General features: G+C 69.1%; 14 protein-coding genes. 3 read left to right on the forward strand and 11 right to left on the reverse strand.

What is annotated here, in order from left to right; translation table 11 throughout:
• Nucleotides 1–85: 85 nt before the first annotated feature.
• The 7 genes from HPO96_RS26090 to ffh form a co-directional block, all read right to left on the reverse strand.
• Complete coding sequence (locus HPO96_RS26090; RefSeq protein WP_171676984.1) at nucleotides 86–724, reverse strand: response regulator; 639 nt, start codon at nucleotides 722–724, stop codon at nucleotides 86–88.
• Nucleotides 715–1,914 carry a sensor histidine kinase gene (locus HPO96_RS26095; protein WP_171676985.1) on the reverse strand — a complete coding sequence of 400 codons (1,200 nt, stop codon included), beginning with the start codon at nucleotides 1,912–1,914 and terminating at the stop codon, nucleotides 715–717. The genes HPO96_RS26090 and HPO96_RS26095 overlap by 10 nt, the downstream gene beginning before the upstream one ends.
• Nucleotides 1,915–2,057: 143 nt before the next feature.
• Nucleotides 2,058–3,452 carry an N-acetylmuramoyl-L-alanine amidase gene (locus tag HPO96_RS26100; RefSeq protein WP_171676986.1) on the reverse strand — a complete coding sequence of 465 codons (1,395 nt, stop codon included), beginning with the start codon at nucleotides 3,450–3,452 and terminating at the stop codon, nucleotides 2,058–2,060.
• A 137-nt stretch (nucleotides 3,453–3,589) separates the two neighbouring features.
• Entirely contained in the window at nucleotides 3,590–4,666 is a 1,077-nt protein-coding gene (locus HPO96_RS26105) for an amidohydrolase family protein (RefSeq protein WP_171676987.1), read from the reverse strand.
• A 120-nt stretch (nucleotides 4,667–4,786) separates the two neighbouring features.
• The gene (locus tag HPO96_RS26110; RefSeq protein ID WP_337796810.1) at nucleotides 4,787–5,866 is read right to left on the reverse strand and encodes a lytic transglycosylase domain-containing protein; all 1,080 of its coding nucleotides are present in this window, start codon (nucleotides 5,864–5,866) and stop codon (nucleotides 4,787–4,789) included.
• Between the two features lie 249 nt (nucleotides 5,867–6,115).
• Nucleotides 6,116–7,453 (reverse strand): lytic transglycosylase domain-containing protein, encoded by a 1,338-nt coding sequence (locus HPO96_RS26115; protein WP_171676989.1) that lies wholly within the window; start codon nucleotides 7,451–7,453, stop codon nucleotides 6,116–6,118.
• Between the two features lie 140 nt (nucleotides 7,454–7,593).
• Nucleotides 7,594–9,153, reverse strand: coding sequence for a signal recognition particle protein (gene ffh / locus HPO96_RS26120; protein ID WP_171676990.1), 1,560 nt, complete (start codon nucleotides 9,151–9,153; stop codon nucleotides 7,594–7,596).
• A gap of 133 nt (nucleotides 9,154–9,286) precedes the next feature.
• Here ffh and HPO96_RS26125 point away from each other — a divergent pair, with 133 nt between their 5' ends.
• The 3 genes from HPO96_RS26125 to HPO96_RS26135 are packed head-to-tail and all read left to right on the forward strand — an operon-like array spanning nucleotide 9,287 to nucleotide 11,775.
• Nucleotides 9,287–9,706, forward strand: coding sequence for a hypothetical protein (locus HPO96_RS26125; RefSeq protein WP_171676991.1), 420 nt, complete (start codon nucleotides 9,287–9,289; stop codon nucleotides 9,704–9,706).
• A gap of 1 nt (nucleotide 9,707) precedes the next feature.
• Entirely contained in the window at nucleotides 9,708–10,847 is a 1,140-nt protein-coding gene (locus tag HPO96_RS26130) for a hypothetical protein (protein WP_171676992.1), read from the forward strand.
• A gap of 46 nt (nucleotides 10,848–10,893) precedes the next feature.
• The gene (locus tag HPO96_RS26135) at nucleotides 10,894–11,775 is read left to right on the forward strand and encodes an arginase family protein (RefSeq protein ID WP_171676993.1); all 882 of its coding nucleotides are present in this window, start codon (nucleotides 10,894–10,896) and stop codon (nucleotides 11,773–11,775) included.
• On the opposite strand, the gene HPO96_RS26140 is transcribed toward HPO96_RS26135, so the two are convergent.
• From HPO96_RS26140 to HPO96_RS26155, 4 genes are all read right to left on the reverse strand, one after another.
• Nucleotides 11,768–12,271, reverse strand: coding sequence for a hypothetical protein (locus HPO96_RS26140; RefSeq protein ID WP_238355538.1), 504 nt, complete (start codon nucleotides 12,269–12,271; stop codon nucleotides 11,768–11,770). The genes HPO96_RS26135 and HPO96_RS26140 overlap by 8 nt on opposite strands.
• Before the next feature lie 56 nt (nucleotides 12,272–12,327).
• A complete protein-coding gene (locus tag HPO96_RS26145; RefSeq protein WP_171676995.1) occupies nucleotides 12,328–13,368 on the reverse strand; it encodes a DUF2332 domain-containing protein in 1,041 nt (346 codons plus the stop codon).
• A gap of 70 nt (nucleotides 13,369–13,438) precedes the next feature.
• Nucleotides 13,439–13,747, reverse strand: coding sequence for a hypothetical protein (locus tag HPO96_RS26150; protein WP_171676996.1), 309 nt, complete (start codon nucleotides 13,745–13,747; stop codon nucleotides 13,439–13,441).
• Between the two features lie 6 nt (nucleotides 13,748–13,753).
• Complete coding sequence (locus tag HPO96_RS26155; protein ID WP_171676997.1) at nucleotides 13,754–19,981, reverse strand: RHS repeat domain-containing protein; 6,228 nt, start codon at nucleotides 19,979–19,981, stop codon at nucleotides 13,754–13,756.
• Nucleotides 19,982–20,149 lie beyond the last annotated feature (168 nt).

A 20,149-nucleotide genomic window follows, 5' to 3' on the forward strand; every position in this document is an offset into this window, starting at 1 on the left:
CACCTAGGGGCGGTTTCGGTGGGTGTGAGAGCGCTCTCTGGACCGAGAGTGGCGGACGTTCCGGCGCGCGTCAAGACCGCGGCGGTCAGAGTCCCAAGTAGGCCAGGACGGCGAGCACGCGGCGATGCCCGGAGTCCGACGGCGGCAGGTCCAATTTGAGGAAAACGTTTCCAACGTGTTTGTGCACGGCGCCTTCGGAGACGACGAGCTTGTCCGCGATGGCGGTGTTGCCCAATCCCTCGGCCATCAGCGCGAGGACTTCGCGTTCTCTCGGGGTCAGCCGATCGAGCGGATTGCTCTTCTTGATCATCAACTGACTGACGACCTCGGGGTCGAGCACGGTGCCGCCGGCCGCCACCCGGCGGACCGCCTCGAGGAACTCGTCGACGCGGGACACCCGGTCCTTCAGCAGGTAGCCGACGCCTTCGCTGCCGGCCGCGAGCAGCTCGGCCGCGTAGATTTCCTCGACGTACTGCGAGAAAACCAGCACCGGCAGGCCGGGCCGGGCCTTGCGGGCGTCGATCGCGGCCCGTAGTCCCTCGTCGGTGAACGTCGGCGGCAGCCGGACGTCGACAACCGCGATGTCCACCTCGTGCTCGGTCATCGCCTGGGCGAACTCATCGACGTCCGCCGCCACCGCGGCGACCTCGAAACCCGAGTTGCCGAGCAGCAGACCGAGGCCCTCGGCAAGGATCGGATTGTCCTCGAGGATGATCACTCGCACGGCAGCAGCACCTCGACCGTGGTGGGCCCGCCGATCGGGCTGGTCAGCTCGAGGTGGCCGTCAATTGCTTGCACCCGGTGCAGCATGCCATGCAGACCACTCCCCCGGCCCAGCAGGTCGGACTGCTCGTTGATGCGCGCGCCACCGATTCCGTCGTCCGTGATGGCCAGATAGAGCTCGTGGTCGCGGCGTTCGAGCAGGAGGTCGACATGGCCGGCGGCCGAGTGCTTGGTGACGTTCGTGAGCGACTCGGCCACGACGAAGTACGCAGCGGCCTCGACCGCGGCCGGGACCTGGCCGAGCTCACCCATGCGCAGTTCGACCGGAAGTGGGCAGCGGGCGCACAGTGCGGCGACGGCACCGGTCAGACCGCGGTCCTGCAGGATCGGCGGATACATGGTCCGCAGGACGCCGCGTAGCTCGTGCATGGCCTGCTCTGCGCCGTCCCGCGCATCGTCGAGCAGTTTGGCGGCCTTCTCCGGGTCGTCGGCCATGGTCTGCTTCGCGATGCCGATCCGCATCGCGAGCGACACCAGCTGCGCTTGTGTGCCGTCGTGCAGGTCACGCTCGATCCGGCGCAGCTCGGCGCCATGCGAGTCCACAGCGCCGGACCTGGTCCGGGTCAGCTCCTCGACGCGCTGGGCCAGCCGGGCGTTCTCCAGCTCGTCAGGTGTCAGGGCCAGCAGTTTGCCGGCCGCCTTGGCGTGGCCACGCGCAGCGGCCGGAGCCAGCCAGCTGAGCAGGCCTACCGCGAACAGGAGCTGCAGCGGCGCCAGATAAGCGATGTCCCACCAGCTGTCGACCGGAACGCCCATCATGGTGAAGCTGCCGGGGTCGAGCGGCCAGAGCACTGCGGTCAGCAGTGCAGCCGGAATGGCGAAGAACGCCGCCACTGCGAGGAACAGCTCCGGAATCATGACCAGACAGCCGAGGTAGAGCCAGAGGCTGCGCCGGAACGGCATCCGCGCTGCGGCTGGTGGGAGCTGGAGCGCGGCCGGACGGCCCAGATAGCGGTATGCCGCCGCCAGCTCGCTCTTGGCCAGCCGGACCAGCCCACCTCGCACCCAAGGCGCCCAGTCGATCACCAGCAGGCAGATCGGCGTCGCTGCGAACAGCAGCATCGACTTCAGGCAGCGCATCGTCAAGTACCCACATGCCGCCACACCCCGCGCCAGCACCCTGCTCACCATCTTGCGGCCTCCTCCGTCGCCCGTCCCCTCGATCCTCCGGCACTGGCGGCGCGTCCGTCGGTACAGCAGGCTCTACTCTTCAGCCTCCAGAAAACACCACAGGGCCCAGGATTCGCATCCTGGGCCCTGTGACGACGGGGTGACTACGGTGATGCGCAGACCGGCACGTTGGGAAGCTTCGCGTCCGGGTGGTCGATGTAGATGTTGGTCATGTAGCCGTTCTGGTCGCGTAGCTTGGCCCACCAGTTGTTGGTGGTGCCCTCAGCCGTGACCGAGTCGCCCTGGATCTGGCAGGTGACGTAGACCTGCGTCGGGCCGGGCAGCTCGGTGACGATCGAGGCGTTCAGCCGGGGCGCCGACCGGACCCGGACGCCGCTGCCGTAGGTCGTGAAGTTGTAGGTCGGCGGGTTCGGGTTACCGCCGTTCACCAGCTGCATGTAGTAGTTCCAGTTCCAGTTCGGCCCCGGGTCGGTGTGCGTCTGGTTCGGGTACTCGACGTGTCCCTTGATGTGGGTCCGGTCCTTCGGGATCCCCCGGCGATCCGCGATGTTGCGGACGACCGCCGCCGAGGACCGGTACATCGCGTCGGTGAACCAGGACGGCTGGTCGACCCAGCCCTCGTGCTCGATACCCACGGTGTAGCCGTTCGCGGTACCGACGTGCCAGGCCTTGTCCTTCTCAGCCACCATCTGGGTGACCTGGCCGTCGCTGGACCGGATCACGTAGTGCGCGCTGACCTTGGACGACGGGTTCTTGAACCAGCTGATCGTCCCGGCGTACGAGCCCTGTGTCACGTGGATGGTGATCGAGGTGATCGCCTGTGTCCGGCCGACGGTGTAGTTGCTGCTGCTGGCCGGGTTCCAGATCGCACCCGGGTAGTCGACGGCCTCGATCGAGGACTCCGTCCGGGTGCCGAGCGGAGCGACCTTCGTGTAGGCGCCGCGGGCCGGTGCGACCTTCTTCGGCGCGACGTCGATCCCCGGGGCCTGGACGCCGGCGTTGATGATCCGGAAGACCTCGTCGGTGTAGAGCCGGGCGGTCGGGGCGTCGGCCGAATGCGAGTACTTGGCGACGACCTCGTACCAGCGGCCGGCGTCCTTGCGCGCGTCACCGGCCAGGCCGGCGGCATCGGCGTACGAGTCGAGGACGGCGGCGGCGCCGTCGATATTCGACGGGGTGTCCTTGGCGAGCTTCTCGACCGGCAGGCCGGTCAGCTTGGCGGCCTCGGACATGGTCGGGTTCTGGTTGTTGCTGACCAGGTGCATGACGCCGTAGCCGTTGGCCTGGCTCGGCTTGCCGTCGTGGCCGTCCAGGTGCGACTCGGCGTAGCCGACGGCGACCAGGACCTCGCGCGGGACGTCGTACTTCGCGGCGGCGTTGGTGAACGCGGTCGAGATGTCGACCGAGCCCACCGGCTGGGCGAGCTGGACGGGCTGGACCGCGCTACTCGGCAGGGCGCTCAGCGCGAGGGTGCCGGCGGCCGCGGCGGCCAGAAGGGCGGAGAGCTTGGACACGGGTACTCGGGCGGTTTTCCCCATGGGTGTTCCTTCCCTAGGTCGGGTCTCCGAGGGGCGTCGGGGACTCCGTTCAGCACGCTAAGCCAAAAACTTCCGCCGTGACCAGTGGTTGGGTGAACTTTTTCCCGTCACTGTCTGAATTCCCGTACTGTCTGAATTCAGGGGATCATCCCACGGAGCAGGATCAGCCGCGGGTGGGTGAGGATCGCCGGGGTGGCGCGCGGGTCCTCGTCGTACACGACCAGATCGGCCGGGTCGCCCGGCTGCAGGGTGCTCGGCGCGCCCAGCCACTCGCGGGCGGCCCAGGAGCCGGCCGCGAGCGCCTGCTCCCCCGACATCCCGATCCCGGTCAGCGCCTGGATCTCCTGGGCGACCAGGCCGTGCCCGAGGACGCCGCCCGCGTCCGTGCCGGCGTAGATCGGGACGCCGGCCTCGAACGCGTCGCGGAGCCGGTGCAGGCGGCGTTCGTACAGGTCGGTCATGTGGGCCGAGTAGACGGGGAACTTGGCGGCGGACTGCTCGGCGTACTCGGGGAAGTTCTCCAGCTGGATGAGCGTCGGGACGACGGCGACCTGGCGCTCGACCATGTGCGCGAGCAGGCCGGGCTCGACGCCGGTGCCGTGCTCGATGCAGTCGATACCGGCGGCGAGGAGGTCGGGGAGGGCGTGCTCGCCGAAGACGTGCGCGGTGACGCGGGCGCCGAGCTCGTGGGCGCGGGCGATCGCCGCGGTGAGCGCCTCGACCGGCCAGCACGGCGTCAGGTCGCCGGCGGCGCGGTCGATCCAGTCGCCGACGAGTTTGACCCAGCCGTCACCGGCCCGGGCCTCCTGCTCGACGAACCGGACCAGCTCGTCGGGTTCGATCTCCCAGCCGTAGTTGCGGATGTAGCGCTTCGACCGGGCGATGTGCCGGCCCGCGCGGATGATCTTCGGCAGATCCGGCCGATCGTCGATCCACCGGGTGTCCGTCGGCGATCCGGCGTCCCGCACCAGCAGCGCCCCGGCGTCCCGATCCGCGATCGCCTGCCGCTCGGCGGTCTCCCGATCAACACCGCCGTGCTGATCGAGGCCGATATGACAGTGCGCGTCGACGAGTCCCGGCAAGATCCAGCCGCCGGTATGCACGGTCGTCACCTCGCCCGTCGCGGGCCGCTCCACCACCAGCCCGCCCTGGACGAACACTTCCTGCCGCTCACCGGACGGCAACACCGTCCCGACCAGCCTCAGTACGGTCATACCCCCGACCGTATCCCGGCCCGCACACCCGCATACCGCCTGCCGCGCCGCGAGCCCCTCCACCTCAGCGGTCTGAGGTGAAGGGGCTCGGGTACGCCTACTACGGGCTGTTGGGGCCCGTCAGCCGTGAGAGCCGCCGCCTGGGGTGCAGGTGGGGGTTGTCGGGTCGGCCGTGCAGGGAGAGCTGGTGGGCGTCTCCGTGGGGGTCGGCGTAGGCGTCGGGGTCGGGGTGGGTGTGGGGGTCGGCGTCGGCGTGGGAGTCGGCGTCGGGGTCGGCGTGGGCCGCTGTGTCGGCGGCTTCGTCGGCTTCTGGGTCGGTGTCGTGGTCGTCGGATCCACCGGGTCCGGGGTGCCGGTCGGCGTCGCGGTCGGCTTCTTCGTCGGCGTCGGGGTCGGCGTCTTGGTGCCGTCCGGGATGTCCGGGACCTCGCGCGGGTCGGTCTTGCGCTCGGCGTTCCCGGCCGGCTTCGGCACCGACAGCAGGCCCTTCTCGTTCGGGATCAGGACGGCGTTCTTGCTGTAGACGCGCATCCACTTCAGCACGGTGGCGACGAAGTCCTTGGAGTGCTGGTAGCGCAGCAGGGACTCGACCAGGTCGCGCGGGCGCTTCAGGTCGTCGCCCTCGGCGCACAGGTAGACGGCGACCGTGGTGACGGCGTCGTAGACGTTGTTCGGGTTACGGAAGCCGTCGCCGTTGCCGTCGGCGCCGAAGTCGTCCCAGACCTGCGGGATGATCTGCATCGGCCCGACCGCGCGGTCCCAGACCAGGTCGCCGTCGAACTTGCCCTTGTCGCTGTCGGTGATCCGGCCGTTGCCGCCCTTGCCGTTCAGCTGGGGGCCGAGGATCTTGCCGCGGGTGGTACCCGCGACGTCGACCCGGCCGCCGCTCGCGTGGTCGGACTCGACCTTGCCGATCCCGGCCAGCAGCGGCCAGGTGAGGCCGCAGTTCGGCCGGACCACGGCGAGATTCGCGGTGGCGCGGCGGTAGGCGGGGAAGACCCCGCGCGGGATGCCGTTGACGGCATCCGGACGCCCGGGACGGACGACCGAGCGGCCGTCGGTGGCCCCTTGGACGGGCACGTCGGCACGGGCGGGTTTGTCGGAGCCGAGCCGGCCGTCCACTCCGGGACGCTGCGGCACGATCATCGTCAGTTCGTCGAACTCACCGCTGTTCAGCCCGGCTCCAGGCGAAGGAGCCACCGGACTGTCCGCCGCGAGCTGACCGGAGGCACCGGCCCCGCCCGAGGCCACCGTGACGATGGCCCCGACCAGGAGCGGGACCGTGCACAGTGACGCGATGATTATTTTGACCCGACGGTTTCCACTACGGGTTAGGCGCATGATCTCGTCAACGACCGATGCGCCAAAAAGTTACATCAAGACGACGCAAAGTTACCTGACCCGCAAACCCTCCCGGCAACGGGTGCCTGAGGGTGCCCTAACGGGCAGTCAGCTCACCGTTTTCGGGGCGTCCTGCGGGGTGGCGGCGGCCGCCTCCGGGTCCGGCGGCGGGGTCGTGCAGGTCGGCGTCGGCTCCTCGGCCTGCGCCTCGGCCTTCGCCTGCTCGGTCGGGGTGGCCTCCGGCGTGGTCGACGGAGTCTCCTCCGGCGTCGTCGTCGGCGGCGTCGACGGCGAGCAGGCCGGCGGCTTGGGCGTGGGCGACGTCGGGGTGGTCGGCGTCGTGGGCGTCGGCGTCGGGCGCGGCGTGTACTTCGTCGGCGGCGTCACCGGCGGCTTCGGCGTACTCGGCGGCGGCGTCGAGGGCTTCGGGGTCGTCGGCGTCCCACCCGGGGTGTTCGGCGGTTTCGGGGACGACGGCTTCGGGGACGTCGGCTTGGTCGGGGACGGCGTGATCGTCGGCGTCGGAGTCGGCGTCGGAGTGGTGTCCGTCCGGCCGGGGTCGTTCGCGTTGCCGTCGTCGCCGGGGTTGTCGATCGAGCCGTCGTCGTTCGGGACGGTCACCGTCTGCTTGCTGTAGGACTGCATCCAGCGCAGCACGTTGGAGACGTAGTCCATCGAGTGGTTGTAGCGCAGCACGGCCTTGACGAGGGCCTGCGCGTCGGCCAGGTTCGAGCCGCCGGAGCACAGGTAGTCACCGGCCGCGCGGGCGGCGTCGTAGATGTTGTGCGGGTTCTTGACGCCGTCGCCGTTCCCGTCGGCGCCGAAGGCCTTCCAGGTGCCGGGGATGAACTGCATCGGGCCGACCGCGCGGTCCCACTGCGTGTTGCCGTCGAACTGGCCCTGGTCGCTGTCGGAGATCGCGGCCATCCCGGGGCCGCCGTTCAGCACCGGGCCGAGGATCTGGCCGCGGGTGTCGCCCTTCGCGTCGACCTTGCCGCCCTTGGCGTGATCGGACTCGATCTTGCCGATCCCGGCCAGCAGCGGCCAGGTCAGGTGACAGCCCGGTTTCGCGGCGGCCAGGTCGGCGGCGACCTTCTGGTACGCCGCGAGCACGGTGTTCGGGATACCGGAGGTGTTCCCGGTGACGCCCTGGATCGGGTTCACCGAGCCGTCGGTGGTGCCGGTGATCGGGACCTGAATGGTCGACTTCTCCTGCGTCGGCAGGCTGCCGTCGACGCCGGGACCGGGCGGCAGGTTGTTCGCCAGCTCGTCGAAGACCGAATCCGGCCGGGGCTGCGCGAGGGCGTGCGCGTCGACGATGAACGTGTTCGACGTGACGCCGCCGACCACGAAAACGGCGACCATCGCGGTGGGCGGAGCCAAGCAGACCCAGGTGGCGGTCAGCTTGCCCCGCCACGTGTCCAGGTTCTTGAACTGCTGCCTCATCCGATCCGTCCTTCGACGTTCCGCAGTAACTGTCCATCCGGGCGTAGGGACGATCTTAGCGGGCTCAGGATCATCGACAACCGGTCACGGGGTGTCACTTGATGCAGTGACCGGTGGTCCGATCGGGCAGGACGGCGGGACTACTTGCCCCCGCCGAGCATCTTCTTCAGGTCGTCCGGGAGCTCGAAGTCGCCGCCGCCGGCCGCCCCGCCGAAGGCCGCCGGGAGCTGGCCGGGCTGCGGCTCCGACGGCTGCGGAGCGCCCTGACCGGCCCGCTTGGCCGGGTTGCCCGAGCCGCGCTTCTTGGCCTTCTTCTGCTGTTGCTGCTTGGCCTTGCGGCCGCCGCCGCCCGGCATCCCCGGCATCCCGGGCATCCCCGGGAGGCCCTTGCCGGAGGCCATCGCGGCCATCATCTTGCGGGCCTCGAAGAACCGCTCGACCAGGCCGCTGACGGTGGCCACCTCCGTCCCCGAGCCCTTCGCGATCCGGGCCCGGCGGGAGCCGTTGATGATGTTCGGGTCGTTGCGCTCGGCCGGCGTCATCGAGTGGATGACCGCCTCGATGCGATCGATCTCACGCTCGTCGAAGTTCTCCAGCTGGTCCTTGAACTGGTTCGCGCCGGGCAGCATGCCGAAGATCTTGGTCAGCGGGCCCATCTTGCGCACCGACTGCATCTGGGCGAGGAAGTCGTCCAGCGTGAAGTCCTTACCGCCCTTCTTCTGCAGTTTGGCCGCGGTCTTGGCCGCCGCCTCCGCGTCGAAGGTGCGCTCGGCCTGCTCGATCAGGCTCATCACGTCGCCCATGCCGAGGATGCGCGACGCCATCCGGTCGGGGTGGAAGACGTCGAAGTCCTCGAGCTTCTCGCCGTTGCTGGCGAACATCACCTGGCGGCCGGTCACCTGGGCGATCGACAGCGCGGCGCCACCGCGGGCGTCGCCGTCCAGCTTGGACAGCACGACGCCGTCGAAGCCGACGCCGTCCAGGAAGGCCTGCGCCGTGGTGACGGCGTCCTGACCGATCATCGCGTCGACGACGAAGAGGATCTCGTCCGGGCTGACAGCGTCGCGGATGTCCGCGGCCTGCTTCATCAGCTCCTCGTCGACACCCAGCCGGCCGGCCGTGTCGACGATGACGACGCTGTGCTGCTTGGCGCGCGCCTCGTCCATCGCCTTCCGCGCGACCTCCACCGGGTCGCCGACGCCGTTCCCCGGTTCGGGCGCGTAGACCGGCACGCCGGCCCGCTCGCCGACCACCTGCAGCTGGGTCACGGCGTTCGGCCGCTGCAGGTCCGCCGCGACCAGGATCGGCGTCTGGTGCTTGGTCTCCTTGAGCCACTTCGCGAGCTTGCCGGCCAGCGTCGTCTTACCCGCGCCCTGCAGACCCGCGAGCATGATCACCGTCGGCGGCCGCTTGGCCATCCGCAGCTCACGCGTCTCGCCGCCGAGGATGCTCACCAGCTCCTCGTTGACGATCTTGATCACCTGCTGCGCCGGGTTCAGCCCGCCGCGCACCTCGGCGCCGCCGGCCCGCTCCCGCACCTTCGCGATGAACTCCCGGACCACCGGCAGCGCGACATCCGCCTCCAGCAGCGCGATCCGGATCTCCCGCGTGGTCGCCTCGATATCGGCATCGGTCAGCTTGCCCTTGCCGCGCAGATTCTTGAACGCGGCGGACAACCGATCGGAAAGCGTGTCGAACACGAGAACATCCATCCTCTAGCCAGGACCGAACAACTCCCCGAGTCTACCGGCCTGCCGACGCCCGCTTCCCGCCCCGCCGCCCTGGCCTGGATGATGATGTCGGGAGCACCTCACCGATCGTCGAAAGGGTCCGATGGAGTTCGAGCGGTTCACCCGGGAATACGCCGTGGCGCGGACGGAGCTGGAGTCCGGCCGGCTCACCGACGTCGGCGAGATCAAGGCGCAGCTGCAGGAGCTGGCCGCCCAGCTGGAAACGGCAACGGATCGCGAGGTCGCAGCCGGTCTGATCGCCCGGCTCGCGGCACCGGAGAACTCCGAGCAGTCGCCGGAGCTGAAATCAGCGCTCCGCGTCCTGGACGAGGCGGACTTCACCAGCGGCACCCCGGAGCAGCGCCTGGCCGCACTGGCCGCGGCGCGGCGCCAGATCTGGGCGATCGCCGACCGCGCCGGAGCCGACAGCGGCGCCATCCGCGGGCTCACCCGCGGCCTGGAGCGATCCGAGGAGTTGCTCACCGACGACCCCTGGAACAACCCGTCGCCATCCGGAGCCTGAGATGTCCCCGAACGACGGCATGGTCCGGGTCGACCCGTCGTCCCGGACGTACCAGGAGTTCGCCCGGCTCTACCAGATCGCCCAGGAGCTGCGCCCGGGCAGCGAAGACCGCTGGAACCGCGAGCTGTACGCGCGCACCGACGACAAGTGGGGCGGCCTGGCCGTCGACGGGACCATGCGGCTGCACAAGGACCTGGTCCTCGACCAGCTGACCGGTGGCGAGCCGACCGACGATCCGGACCGGCAGGCGCAGGCATTGGCGACGGTCTTGCACGAGTCCGAACATGCACGGGTCGCGATCGACGCGCCGGGTGAGCCGAACGCCGTCCGACGGCGGGAGTCCTTCGGCCTCGACGAGTCGCTCACCGAGCTGAGCACCGGTGACAACTTCCCCGAGTTCGTCCAGCGGGCCGGGTATGCCGGAGTTCCGCAGCCGACGCCGGAGTATCCGGGCGCGGTCCGGGCCGGCTCGGAGCTGCTCGATCGTGCCACCAGCTCCGCCGCGGAGCGTCAGCAGTTGTTGCAGTCCGCCCTCGACCAGCCGGTGGTGATGCGCTTCGACGCCGTCGCCGACCACATCGTGCGCAACGAACTCGCGGATGTGGTGCCGCCGGAGCCGGCGCACCAGCAGGCCGCTCGCGCCCAGCTGGTCAACCAGATGGCGATTCCCGAATGGGACGGCGTACAGCACCGGCCGAACGCCGGCGGCCTGACCGCCGACCTCACCCGGGCCGGCGTAGATCGCGCCGTCGGACAGCTCCGCGAGCACTACCGGCAGAGCCCGGACGAACCGTATCCGGCGGTCACGCCGAACCCGGCGGCTTCGCGCGCGGCGCAGGCCGGGGAGCAACAGCGGACCATCAGCGCCGAGGAGCTGCGTGCACTGCCGCCCCCGGCCGCGGAGAGCCGGATCGCATCAGCGGCCGAGCGCGCGACCGCGACAGCCGCGCAGCCGGGCAACAGCCCGGGGGCGACGAGTGGCCAGCAGGTGACCGACGCCGGGCGGGACGGCGGTCTCGCGCGGTTCCTGGCCGACCAGCCCGCGGCGTCCGGGGCGGTGCAGAACGCGCCGGACCTCGGGGACGGCGCCCGTGGCCGGCCGGAGCGCGCCGGGCAGACAACCGGGATGGAGCGGGGGTAAGGTCTGCTAACCGAGCGAGTACGGGTTAGTGGTTAGGGGTGGGTTGATGCGGGTTGTGGTGGACGGGCCGTCGAACTTGGGTTTGCGACCGCCGGTCGCGGGGGCGGTGCCGGGGTGTTACAAGTTGGCGGGGGCGTTGCGGGATCAGGGGATCCGGGAGCGGATCGGGGCGGTGGACGGCGGGTGCGTGGTGCCGCCGCGGTACGACCGGGCCGGGTGGCAGCCGGGGGACGGGGTGTTCAACGCGGCGGGGATGGCGGCGTACAGCGTGCGGCTGGCCGATCGGGTCGGCGGGTTTGTTGCTGAGGGCAAGTTTGTGGTGCTGCTCGGGGGTGAGTGCAGCAACGTGCTCGGGCCGGCGTTGGCGCTGAAACGACTGGGGCGGTACGGCGTCGTCTACCTCGACGGGCATTCGGACATGCGGACGGTCGACAACGACGCGTACGTCGGCGCCGCGGGCGGCGAGGCGCTGGCGTTGGCGACCGGGCGCGGGCAGGCGGATCTGACCGATCTGGAGGGGCGGGCGCCGTACGTACTCGACACCGACGCGGTGATGCTGGGCTATCGCGAGGACGAGGCGTACCTGGAGACGCTCGACGAGGCGGGGATCCCGCACTGGTCGGCACGCCGGATCATCGACGACCCGGCAGCCGCCGCGGCCGGCGTACTCGAGCATCTGACCCGGCCGGAGCTGGACGGCTTCTGGGTACACCTCGACGTCGACATCCTGGACGCCGCGATCATGCCGGCCGTCGACAGCCCAGACCCAGGCGGCCTCGACCACGCGCAGCTACGGGCGCTGCTGCAGCCGCTGCTGGCCGCGCCGAACTGCGTCGGGATCGACATCGGCATCTACGACCCCGATCTCGATCCCGACCTGATTTACGCGGCCGAGCTCACCGACACGCTGGTGGCAGCGCTCAGCTGAACGAGACCGGGATGTAGACGTCGCCGGTGCGGTCGCTCGACGCGAAGTGGTCGCGGCGGCTGACGATCGCGCAGGTGATGTCCGGGTCGCTGCAGTCGAGGCCGGAGTTCACCTCGGCGATCCGGATCTGCGCGGTGAACGTCCCGTTCGACGCGATCGGGTACGACGCGCTGCCGCCGAGCGGGTTGTTCGTCACCCACGCCGACGGGCCGACCGTCGTCCCACCCTGGCCGTCACCACCCGCGCACGGGCTCGGCTTGGTGCCGTAGCTGTAGTCCGACGGGACGGCGCACAGCGCCACGTAGTACCCCTGCGCCGGGTTGTAGCCACTGCCGGTCACGGTGATGGTCTCGCCGGCCTTCGCGAGGCCGGTGGCGTTCGAGGCGTTCAGGGTCTTGCCAAGATTCGAAGCGCTTCCGGGCGCGGCCGAGGCCGGAGCGACCAGCCCGGCCGAGAGCGCGACGGCGGCGGTGAGAGTCAGAACGATACGACGCATCATCTGAGCGGAAACTCCCTTGAGATAGGTAAGCCTTACCTAACTAAGGTTAGTCGTTACCTGACTCCGGAGGGAAGCTCCCAGACCAGCCCCTGACCGTGACCCTCGATACGTCCGAGCACCCGCCGGACGCCGCCCGGCCAGGTCTCCACCTCGATCAGGAAGCCCTGCTCGGGCCCCGGCTCGTACCGCAGCCGCGCGAACGGCGCCGACGCGTCGGCCCGCTCCCCCAGCTCGGCCACCAGCGCATCCACAGCTGCGCGGTCGTCGTCGGTCAGGTACTGCCACATGATCGAGTGCCACAACACCGTCAGATGCCCCGGCGACACCTCGAGCCCGCGGACGAACGACACCGCATCTTCACGCCGCACATCAGCCGGCACCCGCCGCGCGACCTCCACCGCCGCCCGCAGCCGCGCCAACCGCTCCGGCATATCCGCCCACACGTACGACGCGAGCGTCCGCGCCCCCTCCTCCGACAGCGGATTCACCGGCGCGATATCAGCCCCAATCCGCTCGGCGACCCGCAGCTCAACCGGCTCCAGCACCCGCCCCGACCACGCGTCCTCGATGACCACCGGGCTGTCGACAGCGCCGTACGCCCGCCCGTCCGCGACGTACCGAAACTGGTCAGCCCGCAGATTCAACCCAGCACTGGCCCCCATCTCGAACAACCGCACCGGCAACGGCACCTCCCGCACCAGCTGCAGCAACCCGCCGTACAACGCCGCCGACCGCCGCACCTCATTGGTCTGCGGCGGCTGCGTCAACAACGCCCGTACCTCACCCGACCGAGCCCCCAGCACCTGCTCGAACGCCTCCCACCCGAGCACCGGATCCCAAACCCCACCCACACTCGGATAGAACCCCGCCAGCTCCGGCACCTCCCCCGCCAGCACCAGCCCATGCACACCCCCCAACAACCGCAACCCCACCGCCTCCCCCGGCCCGGCCCCCTCATACCCAGCCAACACCGCAGCAGACACCCCACCCACCTCGAAGTCGTCCACCACCCGCCGCAACAACTCGGCATACATAGGCGACCCCAGCCCCGCACACCACCCGGCCTGCCGCTGCAAAGACTCCACAAGACCCATACCCCGACCCTAGAACCAAAAGCCGGCGCCGCCGCCAGCCCCACCTGACGACGACGCCGACCCAGTCAGCTCACTTCAACATCCAGTCGAACGCACCCAGTTCGCCCAACCGCGCGACGGCCGCCTCAGCGGTCTCCTTGGTCAGGTTGCGCACGATGATGACGTTGGCCTCGTAATACGGATCGGGACTGAGCGTCTCCACCTCGGCATCCTGTGCGATCCGGACGTGGTCGTAGAGAACTACCGGGAAACTCCGGTCACCATGAACGAGTTGCACGCCCATCAGGATCCCGCGGCTCTCCAACATGTCCCAGTCGCTGCTCTCGAACAGCTCGATGGGTTCCAGTCTCCACGAGGCCGGGGTGTCGGGCATGGTCATCGGCTCCTACTTGTTCGGGGTAAGACGTATCTGGGCGATGAGACTGTGGTAAGTCTGCTCGGTCATCTGTGTCCCTGCTCTCGGCACCACCTCGAAATGGCTCGGTCTCGTGGATGTTCGGCGAACCTCGAGCCGTGGATCGATGGACGTCTTGTCCACGATCCAGGGTTCCAGGTTCCGGAGGCGGAGGAAATCGGCGTCGGTGTCGACCGAGATCCCCCGGTTGTTCATGATGTGCACGCCGTCGGGCTGCATCTTGTAGTCCACATTGAGCCGGGGAGCGGCCGGCCCCTTCGCCGGGTCGACGCCGCGATACAGGTTCTCGTCCTCGTCGTCGTGCTCCCGCCCCGGCCGAGGGGGTTGCTTCGGGTCGGCTCTGGTTCTCTCCGCGTAGGCTTCGTCCTTCTTCGACTGACCGGCCTGCTTCGCCTTCTCCTTGGGATCGGCGGGGACGTAATTCGATCTCTTGGTCGCCTCGACGACCTTGGGCGTGTCCCGCATGATCGTCTCGTAGGCGATCTCGGTGATCGTGTACACCTGTTCGGCGATGTACTCGAGCGTCTTGTAGATCAGGACGACGATGGCGACCAGGATGATGATCGCCCGCTCGATCTGTTGCCAGAGCATCGCGAAGAAGCTCCAGACCGAGTCGACCACCGTCTGGACCTGTTCGACCATGCGGGTCTCTTCGACCAGTTCGACGATCGAGACGACGATCTGGACGAGCTGGATGACGATCCGGACCACGGGGACGACGATCATCACCGGGTTGGTGCCGCCCTGGTCGACGAAGCTGACCGGGTTGTTGTTGGCGTAGACGTACCCCTGCATCTGCTGGGGGTCGGTGTTGTCGATCAGCGGGTCGACCGAGAGGAATCGGCCGATGCTCTTGTCGTACTGGCGGGCGCCCAGGTGGACAAGGTCGGTGTCCGGGTCGCTGATGCCCTTGTGGAAGTCGCGTTGTCCTGGCCAGTTGACCGGGGGTGCGCCGCGGGTTTCGCCGTACGGCGTGCTGCGGCGGCGCTGGACGGTCTGGGTGACGGAGTCGATCGCTGTGTTGGGAGTGCCCTGCAGGTCGCTGAGCAGCCAGCTCAGCTTGCCGCCGGTGCGGACGGCGACGATCTGGTCGCCGAGGGCGTAGTGCCTGGTGCCGGTGAGCTTGGCGCCCGCCTTGTCCAGCTGGAGCTCGGTCTCGCCGATGTACAGGGTGGTGCCGGAGGAGTCCTTGCGGAGCAGTCGCTGACCGTCCGCGTCATAGACCGCGCCGGTCTTCTTGTCGCCCTTGCGGGTCTCGACCAGGAGGCCGAGATCGTCCCACTCGAGAACCTCGTCGGAGCGCTTGGTGGTGTTGCCGGTCTCGTCGTAGCCGAACGTCTTGGTGCTGGTTCCGTTCGGACCGGTGGTCTGCACCGAGGTCACCGCGTGCGGCTTGGCGGTGCCGTACTCGTAGGTGCTGGTCGTCGTGCCGGCGGCGGAGATCCGCTCCTCGGTCTTGCGGTTGCCGATCTTGTCGAAGGTCCACTGCTGCCAGTACGGCGCGGGTCCGCCCAGGTTCGCGACGGACGGCGGCGCCCGGCAGTCACCACTCTCGTTGTCGGGCGAGGGTTTCGGCGTCCACGCCTTCTCCAGCCGGCGCAGGTGGTCGTAGCCGAAGCATTGCGTGTCGGTCGCCGCGCCCGAGCCGTTCGGCGCGAGATCGGTGACCTTCGTGATGTTGCCGCCGGGGTCGTACTCGTAATAGGTGTCCGACACCCGCTCCGGCGCGAGCTCCTTGTCGACCGTCACCTGGTTCACCCGGCGGGTGACCTTGTCGTAGCCGAACTTCTGCTGGACGTACGGCCCGTTCGCCGTCCCCAAGGTCAGGATGTTCGCATCCTTGAACGGGGTGTAGCTCAGATCCCGGACGTAGCTGTCCTGACCGCTGAGCCCGTTCAGCAGCCCCTTGCGGTTGTAGCTGTACTTCAGGGTCTCGCCTGCCAGGTCACCGACCTGCGGGAGCGTCCGGGTCTTCAGCTGACCGGCGTCGCCGTAGGTCTGGCCGATCGCATACGTCCCGGCCAGTTTGCCTTCGGCGGCCGGGATCGTGACCTTGGTGCCGGTCGGTCGACCGGCCCCGTCGTACCCGGTGATCTCCGTCCGGTACGCCGAGGTGACGCCGTCCCTGGTGACGAACCGGGCCGAGCCGGTCGGCATTCCGGGCGCCAGCGTGTCGTAGGTCCATTCGCTGAGCTTCGGTCCCTGCAACGAGTCCTTGTGCAGCGCGGTCTTACGACCGTTCACGTCGTACGCCGTGACGATCTTGCGGCCACGGGAGTCGGTTGACGCGATCAACCGGTCGGCAGCGTCGTACTCGTTACGCGTGATACCGCTGTCCGGGTCGCTCTCTTCGATCTTGCGGCCCTGCAGGTCGTATTTGTAGGTCCATTTGTTGCCTGCGGCATCCTCCACGGTCTTGATCCGGCCGCCCGGCCAGTAGGTGTACTTCGTGCTGTCGTACGCGCCGGCCGGCGAACCGGATCGATAGTGCCGAAGCTCGGTCAGCCGGCCCTGGGGGTCGGTGATCCGGGCGGTCGGGGTCTGCCCGTCCGGCGGGTCCACGGTCTGCCGGTACGTGTTCACGTCGTGCAGCACCGACCACTTGTCCTTGCCCAGCGACCGAACCGTCTGGGCCTGCGGCCGGCCGGCCGCGTCGAAGGTCTTGACCTCCTGCTTCGGGAGGGTGGCCTCGTCGACCGTCTTGAGCTCGAGCTCGGCCAGCACGCTGGTGAAGTAGGGGCCGTTGACCTTGACCTCGTTGCCACGGGAGTCGTAGCGGTGGTCGGTGACCAGCCAGCCGGTGCCGGTGGTCGGGGTGCGCTCGTGGGTCTGGCGATGCCGGTTCAGACCGTCGTACAGGTCGTGGCTGATGTCCTTGACCTCGCCGTCGACACGGCGTTTGGTCGTGACGACGGTGGCGCCGTTGTCACGGAGCAGGTACTCGTACTCCAGGTCGGCCGCGCCGGATCGCGGGCTGCCGGCGTTCCAGGCCTTGGCGACCCGGCCGAAAGCATCGAGTTCGCGGGACTCCTGGAGGCCGCTCGCCGTGGTCGTGCTGATCGTGGCGCCGAAGGCCGGCTCGAGCTCCGTGACGGTCTCCTGACCGTTCGGCGCCCGGTCGACGATCTTCGTCACCGGCCCGGTTTCGGGAAAGAACTTCTTCGACACCGTCTCGTTCATCGCGTTGGTCCGGCTGGTCTCGCGGCCGGCGCCGTCGTACGTCGCGGTGTGGACGAGCTCGTAGCGCGGCTGTCCGGCAGCGTCGAAACCGGCGAGTCGCTCGGCCCGGGTGACCAGCCCCCGCTCCGGCTCGGCGGTGACGGTGGTGGCGTTGTCGTAGAACAGCCGTTCGTCGCTGATCACGTCGGCGTTCCCGAACGTGGCGTCACACGACTTCGACACGACCTGTTGCCGGGCCGGCAGCTCCAGGAGGTTCTTGGCCGCGTTCTCGACGTAGGTGAACCGCGTGCAGGTGTCGTCCGCGGTGCCCGGGCCGTGGCGTTCGTCCTTGGCCGTGAGCCGACCGGCATCGTCGTACCGGTTCTCGGTGCCGAGTTGGACCAGGCCGGTGTCGGACTGCATGAACTGGACCGACGCCTGCTGGCCGGACCGGTTCGAGGTCAGCGTGCCCCAGGGCTGCTTCATGGTCGCAGTCGGCGCCGACAAGTAGTAATCGTTGATCAGCTTCGAGGTCACCTCGGCGCCGCGGTAGCTGATCTGCTCGCGGACCTGGCCGCTGTACTCGTTGGTGTCGTCGACCTTGACACCGCGGGAGTCCTCGATCTTCACATCGGTCGGCTGGCCGTTCGCGTCCCGGTCGGCGTCCATCCCGCGGAAATAGAGGCTGTCGGTGACCGTCTTGGTCTCCTGCTCGTGCCCCTTGATCACCTGGACCTTGCCGTAGCCGCGCCACTGCGACCAGGTCGATTCCTTCAGGTCGGTACCGACGTCCTGCTCCTCGAAACGCCAGGCCGGCTTGTCGAGGTAGCGAACCGTGGTCACCTGCGGGATCGGCGCCTGCCACGGATCCGATGCGGAGACCGTGCGATCGGTCTCGACGACCTTGGCGACGCGATACTTGTGGAACCAGTCCTCGCGCTGCTCGGAGTTCTCCGGCGCCCATTTCTGCGGCCGGCAGCGCAGGGTGTTCTTGTCCGCGGCCGGGAGACCGGTCGGCTTGCAGCCCGGATCGATCGCCTCGTAGGTGACAGCCGCCGATCCGCCGATTCCGTTGTGGACGGCGGCGATCCGGAACCATTCGAGTGGCGGCACCTTGTCGCTGGTCGTGTCGACCCGGTTGGCCATCGCGACGCCGTCGAAGACGGTCGCCGGCATCTGCAGCGGCCGGCCGCCGACCAGCCCGACCGGGATGATTTCCTTCAGGAACAGTGCCGGGCTGCTGTTGTCACCGCGCAGGTACTCCTGCCGGAGCGACCAGGCCTGCACGTCCTCGTGTTTGCCGGTCGCCTGCCGCCAGACCTGGGTGCTCACGCGGTCCAGGCGCTTCTGCGTCCAGAAGGTCGGCGAAAGGTGGTCCTCGCAGGTCGTCCCGGTGCAGTTCTGGTCCCACGGGGTGTCGGGGTAACGCTCCTGCTGGCCGGGGCCGCAGGGCGCCGGCTCACACCGTTCCGCCATCCCGAAGTGGACCTTGGCGATCGGCTGCCGGCTGTAGACCTGGCCGTGTTTCTGGCCGTACTCGATCCGCTTCAGGTTGCCCGCGCGGACATACTCGGTGACCGCGGTCTTGTCGGCGTTCCGGGCGTACCGGCCGGTCTCGGTCTCGTAGAACAGCGTCATCGTGTTGCCGAACTTGTCCACGACGTAGTCGAGGTTCCACTGGTAGGCCTGCTGGCACCAGGAGTCCGCGAAGCTGCTGCCGTGGCACGGCTCACCCGAGTTGTTGCCGTAGGCAGGGACCGTCCAGGTGGAGTTCGTGGTGTCCTTGCCGTCGGTCCAGCCGTCGGGGCGGTTCAGGCCGAAGTAGTACTGGGTGCCGTTCGGCGTGGTCATCCGCCAGTACTCGCCGCGGTCCTTCACCTCCTTGCCTTGGTCCCCGTTTTCGGCGCCGGACAGCCGCTCGATCACCGAGCCGTCGTCGCCGCGCATCCGCCAGACCTCGCGCTCCTGCGTCCGGCTCTCCAGCACGAGGGAGCCGGACTTGCCGGCCACGGAGACGTTGAGGCTGTCACCGGCGAAGCACTGATCGCCCTTGCCCTCCTCGCCGTCCTTCGAGCACGGCTTGAACCGGCGCTCGATCGCGCCGCCGCCGGACAGGCTGAATCCCTGGCCGATCGTCGACGGCTGATTGTTGGACGCCGACGACATCCCGTCGAGACCACCGGACGAGTAGGTCAGCGCCATCTCCGGGACCGGTCCGTTGGCCGGCGGCGGCACCTTGAGCGGCTGTTTCCACTCGAAGTCACCCGAGGATCCGCCGATCGACCAGGTCGCGGCGCCCTCGTCGGCAGCCTTCTTGTAGTCGCCCGCGCCACTTGACGGACCGGCCGCGAGCTGGAAGGTCTGCGTCTGCGCGCTGACCGGGAGGTCCGCGATCGCTTCGCCGTTGCCGTTGTTACGGGTCGGGACGACCACGGTACGACCTCTGCGCCGGTGGGTGAATCGCAGGCGAGTGGCCCAATCGCCCCCGAAGGCGTCGCGGAACTCGCGGTAGTCGACCGCGAGCGCCACTTGGCCGGACTTCGCCGGCCCGTCGGTCCGCCTGACCTTCAGTTCGAGCGCGTTGCCGCGGCGCCCGAGGAGCTCCACGTGAACCTTGCCGGGGGCATCGGTGGTCCCGGATCGCAGCTTCTGCTGGGCCGCCGCCCGGGTCGGGCCCACCCAGATCGGCAGCGCGCCGGCCCTGGCCCGGTCGGTGACCCGGCCGCCGTTCAGCGCAAGTTGCCAAGTGCCCTTCGCGTCCGGCGCCGGCACGGCGACCTCCGCCGTCCCGGCGGCCGGCCAGCGGACGACCGGGGCGGAGCGGACGGCCCGGTTCGCGGACGGATCGGCGGGCCGGGGATCGGCCTTGGCCGTCCGCCCCTCGATCGAGTCGAACTTCGTCGGGGTGAACTTGGGATCGGGACGGGTGGCAGCTGCGGCGCTGAGGCCGTGCTGCTGATCCCCGAGCAACAGTGAGACGGCTAGTCCCAGCGCGATCGTCGCTCGGGCAAATGATGCCTTGGGCAATCGGGTGGTCATCGGGGCCTCCAGAGCAGGCAGCTGAGAAGCTGCCAGGCTCACAGGGCTTTCTATCGATGGAGAAGCCCTTCGACCAGGATCGAAGACCCCTTCGGCCAGGACTGAAACATGGGCGCCGGAGGGTGATCGCGTGCGACAGTCCACGCTGGGCCCCCGGTGCCTGGGGGC

This window comes from Kribbella sandramycini, assembly GCF_013131805.1.
GTDB classification, from domain to species: Bacteria; Actinomycetota; Actinomycetes; order Propionibacteriales; family Kribbellaceae; genus Kribbella; species Kribbella sandramycini.